Origin of the sequence: Endozoicomonas sp. ONNA2 (assembly GCF_024606365.1) — a bacterium.
In the GTDB taxonomy this organism is placed as follows: Bacteria; Pseudomonadota; Gammaproteobacteria; order Pseudomonadales; family Endozoicomonadaceae; genus Endozoicomonas.
In genome coordinates this window covers 1-4,760 of the sequence record NZ_JAHHPO010000645.1, presented here as the reverse complement: position 1 = coordinate 4,760, position 4,760 = coordinate 1, and the positions used below count along the sequence as shown (strand labels likewise).

The window sequence follows — 4,760 nt, the reverse complement described above, 5'->3', positions numbered from 1 at the left end:
ATTACTTTGTAGAGTACTGACTCATTAAAAAATAATTTTAATTTCTTCAACAGGTTGAATATCTCGATAGCATCAGGCCCCACCTCCAGTTCTCGCTTGATATTAATGAAAGCCATTCGAGTCTTGATTTGATCGATGATTTCTGATGTGTGATCCTGGCAATCACGGTTGTAGGCAGCGCCAATCATCCCGGCAATTTCTGCACCGGTATCGGCCCACTGATCGTCTGGCAGGGTCAGCAGATTTTCCAGGATTTGTAATAAGCTCAATTTAAGCTGATTGTTTGGGTCATGAGCAGCATTCACTTTTCCATGCAGTCTGTCCATTTCATGATGTAGTGCCGAGTCAGGGAGAAAGCGACGGTGGAAATCCTCCAGACATCCTTGCACATTGCTATCGATAGCTGAGGAGGCACCTGGCTGATGCCGACAGCCCCAATGCTGTTGGACTCGTCGGGTTAGTTGCCGGTTTTCACGTGCAATTTCATGTACAGTCATTCCATCCACAAGCGTTCGGTCCTCACGCAAGTTAAATATCGTTTCCTGTGCGGACCTTGCGTTCAATTCTTGTTGCCATTGATGGTCACTCACGGGCAAGGAATACAAGTGTGGATGACTTTCCAAAGGTCGGGCCAACCTGCGTTGCTGTTCCGGGGTTAACCGTTGTTGACAGCCTTCAATAAATCCGATTCCCACGTTTTCCCGCAAAAAAGAGCATTCTGGGTAAAGTGTGGCATGAACCTCATCGAGGGTACTCGTTCTCCACTCCTCTAGCCACTCTTCAATTGATCCGCCACAGGAAAAACAGAACAATTTTTCTTCTTTCAGTGATAAATAAAATCCGGCATCAGATAAATTAAAAGTATTCCTGTACATATGAGGAATATGACGCAGGAATTCTACATCCCTCCTTGCATTGTGCAAAACCAGAGAGCTTCGTCGTTCCGCCACGCTTGCCATACGTTGGTTAAATATCCCGGCAGTGGGCTCCCGGTCAAAGGCGGTGACATAATTGGCACTACACCCCGCATTAGCGGTTGGTACCGTTTTTTTAATATCATTAATTAACAGAAACGCAGCGATCCGCTCCTGTCTTTTTTTAACAAAGTTTTTAAGGTCAGCATCGGTAGCAGGGATATCTGAAACCACGTTGTATAACCTGGCATTATCACGAAAGTTTCGTAATAATGGCTGCTCCGCTAATAGCCCATCGATTGAATCAAATGTTTTATCTTCACCATTAACATGACAGGAATAGTATTGCGGTGTGTGGTCAACTCCAGAAAAAGGATGATTCTCATGGGAAACACTGCGACGTCGGTCACTGCGTGGTGCAGGTAAATGAAAGGCATCTGAACGGTCACTGCCTGATGCCTGTTCTGTCAAATGCATTCGTTCCGAAGATCCGGTCACATGTAATAAATCTATTTCATTAACCAACAGGAAAACTTGCTGAACACACTCGTTCTCAAGGATCAATGTCTTGATTTCATTATTCTCCGGAGGAATATCAAAACCAGGAAGATACTCTCGGCTACGTTCCCTGAAATTGTCTATAAAAGACTGAATCTGGAGCAATGCCCTTAACGAAGTAAACGTTTGAGCGTGGCCATCAATGGTAGCTTGATAAGTACCTGACGGCTGATTCTGATTGCCCTGAAAACCGGCAACCGGGTGATGTTCACGGTTTGGAAAATGTAAGTAAACAACAGAACCCTGATCACTTGATAAATAATTGTTTGACGAATCAATCGGCCTTACATGGTATGATTGGAATGTCGAGCCATCGGTGGTGGAACGATCACAGTTATTGGCAGGGTTTCTGTTCGCGCCAACAGTTACCCGTAAAGGCTCACTCGCTGGTAAATTATCCACCACATCCTCCTTGGTTTCATGGTTGCCGTTGGATATTTTAACGGCGCCGTATTATTGAATTGCCCACGAAATTTTAGTAACTCTCGAAAAATAGCACAAAGTTGATTGATGAAAATGCTTAAGACATCAAATGCAGCTATCAACAAAATGGTTAGATTAACTAACCATTTGAAATAACAAGTTGAAATCATGTGACGAAAATACGGAATTTCCTGAACACAGTAATTTTGAATAAACATATATAAGAGTATTTCAATAAATTCTTATCAATGGATAAATACTTTATACAACATGAGCCTATCATATCTCTGTCACCAGAATTATCAGGTTATGAACACTGATGATTTAGACCAATTCAAGCATTGTTAAGTTGTTAAAGTAGTTGGCCAAATGGAATCGTATATTTGTGGTTTAAGTGGGTGGTTATTATGCAAGGTGCAACGTAGATAGCATAGCCGTGGCTATGTTTCGGAGTTGCAACGGAGCGCGTCTGCATTGATGCAGGAGCCAGAGCAACGCAGGAGCAGTTGCCCAGAGTGACTGACAAGTTGTCATAAAGCATGATTTCATTTGGTTAACGCTGGACTAATCCATCATTGAGATTGAGGTTTATCGTTTTGATTCAGCAACCCATTCAACAACCCATTCAACAACCCCTTCAGCAACCGTTTTATGACAGGGCTTCCCAAAGTTCAGGGAATGGCATCGAACGTTCCTGGCTCGGTCATGGCGTTGCTGTTTCTAAAGCGCTTGTGGAATCATTGATTCCAATGGAAGATCCTTGCTTCAGTATTAACCCCTATAAAACACTGCAAGATATTGGGCGGCTGGCTGTAACAACCATCCTCCCCTGGAGTACCATCGTTTTCATAGCGAAAGATATCACCAATGCTTGCTCGGCGAGCGATTTGCCCGGGCCAGATGTCAAACCAGAATCACCACAGGAATCAAAAACAATCGGGGAAGCTCAGGAAAAACGACCCGACTCGAAAGACGTACCCCTTCAACAGCCATCCATGGCCCGCTATCAAGTAAGTCAGGGAGCCAAAGGACTGCTTGCACTTGGCACGCTGGCCAGCGCTTTTCACTATGCGAATTCGGAATCCATTGCCGATGGTTCAAAACCCATAAAGATTAATGATGCAGAAACCCTGGGCAAGATTGGTCGACATCCTGACTATCCACGGAACGGTACCTATCAACAGACGGCGGATATTGATCTCTCTCAACATCATCATCAATCCATTGTCAGTTTCACCGGTAATTACGATGGACAGTACCGTACCATCAAAGGCATGTCTGAGTGTTTTGTTGACACTCTGGAACAAGGCAGCATCAGTCGCCTTGGCTTTACTGATGCTACTATAGTTTCCTGGAATAAGCCTGCCGGGTTAGCAGCCTGTATTGTGAATGGCACAGTCAGTGATATCTGGGCCGAAAATGTTGATATTGTCACCGCGGGTAGGTCTTCATTCGCCGGCATCGGGGGGGGAAGGGTAGAAGTTGGAGGAACAGTTGCCAACACCACGGCAGTGAATAGCTGGATCGTAACCGCGGATCCGCAGTCTGACGCGGGCATTGGCGGGGGGAGAGTTATAGGAACGGTTGTCGATACCAAGGCGGTGAACAGCTCGGTCATAACCCTGCGTGCGGAGGCAAACGCCGGCATCGGGGGAGGGAGGGTTTCAGGAATGGTTACCAGCACTACGGCGGTGAACAGCTCTGTCATAAGCCGGGGGGACCATGCATTCGCCGCCATCGGGGGTGGGGTGGTTCAAGCTGGAGGAACGGTTGCCAACACCACGGCGGTTAACAGCCAGGTCGAAACCTATGGTAATGCAAACGCCGGCATCGGGGGGGGGACTGGTTGAAGCTGGAGGAACAGTTGCAAACACCACGGCGGTTAACAGCCAGGTCACAACCTTTGGTAATAATGCAAACGCCGGCATCGGGGGGGGACTGGTTGAAGCTGGAGGAACGGTTGCCAAAACCACGGCGGTGAACAGCTGGGTCAAAACCCGAGGTGGCCATGCATTCGTCGGCATCGGGGGTGGGGTGGTTCAAGCTGGAGGAACGGTTGCCAACACTACGGCGGTGAACAGCTGGGTCAAAACCTGCGGTGACCATGCATTGGCCGACATCGGGGGTGGGATCGTTGAAGCTGGAGGAACGGTTGCCAACACCACGGCGGTGAACTGCATGGTCAATGGTCAACTAAAAAACCATGGGAATATTTCCGTTCATCAGCTTTCAACCCTTTGCCAAAAAACAGGCCCACGTGTGTTAACAGCCAATTGCTCCTCGAGAACTGAATTTCTGGATACGTTGTATTTTTCGTACAGTGATGTTTGCCCGGTAAATGCCGCCAAGGTGTCAACAACCGCTACAGCCACTTCAGTGTCAACAGCCGCTACATCGTCAACTGCCGCTGCGGTGGGAATTCTCTTAGGTTCCCTTATGGCAGCGGGCGGATTGGGGATTGTCGGCTATTCAAGCTATCAATGGATTACTGGTTACCGGGAGGGATTGCGTGGACAGGAGCTGGCCATGAAACCACTGGCTAGTGGTAGAGAACTGGCAAGCGCTGCGGTCAACTGGGTATCACAGGGAGTTAAGGTAACCAGAGAACGAATGAATAGTCACGCAGAAACCAGCCCATAAAATGAACCAGATATAGACTGACAGAGTAACTGGGGAGGACATACGTTTTAACCAGCTATTACCAAACCCGTCGTAAAGCATCCGCTGAATGGGGCCGGGCGGTGAAAGCGGTTGTCGCAAAAGATCGAATCATACTCCTGACCGTCACAAAAAGCATAAAAGCCTTAAACTATAAACCTGAATCCGTAAGGTTTTGATTGCACCGGAAGAATTTTACCAATTTAA

3 protein-coding genes are annotated in these 4,760 nt (G+C 47.2%); 2 read left to right on the top strand and 1 reads right to left on the bottom strand.

Features of this window, described 5'->3' with window-relative positions:
• Window positions 1-1,874, bottom strand: a 1,874-nt coding sequence (locus tag KDK14_RS11350) for a baculoviral IAP repeat-containing protein (protein ID WP_257265232.1), incomplete at its 3' end; no start/stop codon positions are given.
• A gap of 617 nt (window positions 1,875-2,491) precedes the next feature.
• Between KDK14_RS11350 and KDK14_RS11345 the strand changes: the two genes are divergently transcribed.
• Window positions 2,492-3,745, top strand: coding sequence for a hypothetical protein (locus KDK14_RS11345; protein ID WP_257265231.1), 1,254 nt, complete (start codon window positions 2,492-2,494; stop codon window positions 3,743-3,745).
• Window positions 3,705-4,535 (top strand): hypothetical protein, encoded by an 831-nt coding sequence (locus KDK14_RS11340; protein WP_257265230.1) that lies wholly within the window; start codon window positions 3,705-3,707, stop codon window positions 4,533-4,535. Before KDK14_RS11345 ends, KDK14_RS11340 begins: the two co-directional genes overlap by 41 nt.
• Window positions 4,536-4,760 lie beyond the last annotated feature (225 nt).

Excerpts from the sequence above, each read along its gene's own strand:
- KDK14_RS11340 (WP_257265230.1), top strand. The coding sequence starts at position 3,705 with ATGGTAATGCAAACGCCGGCATCGGGGGGGGGACTGGTTGAAGCTGGA.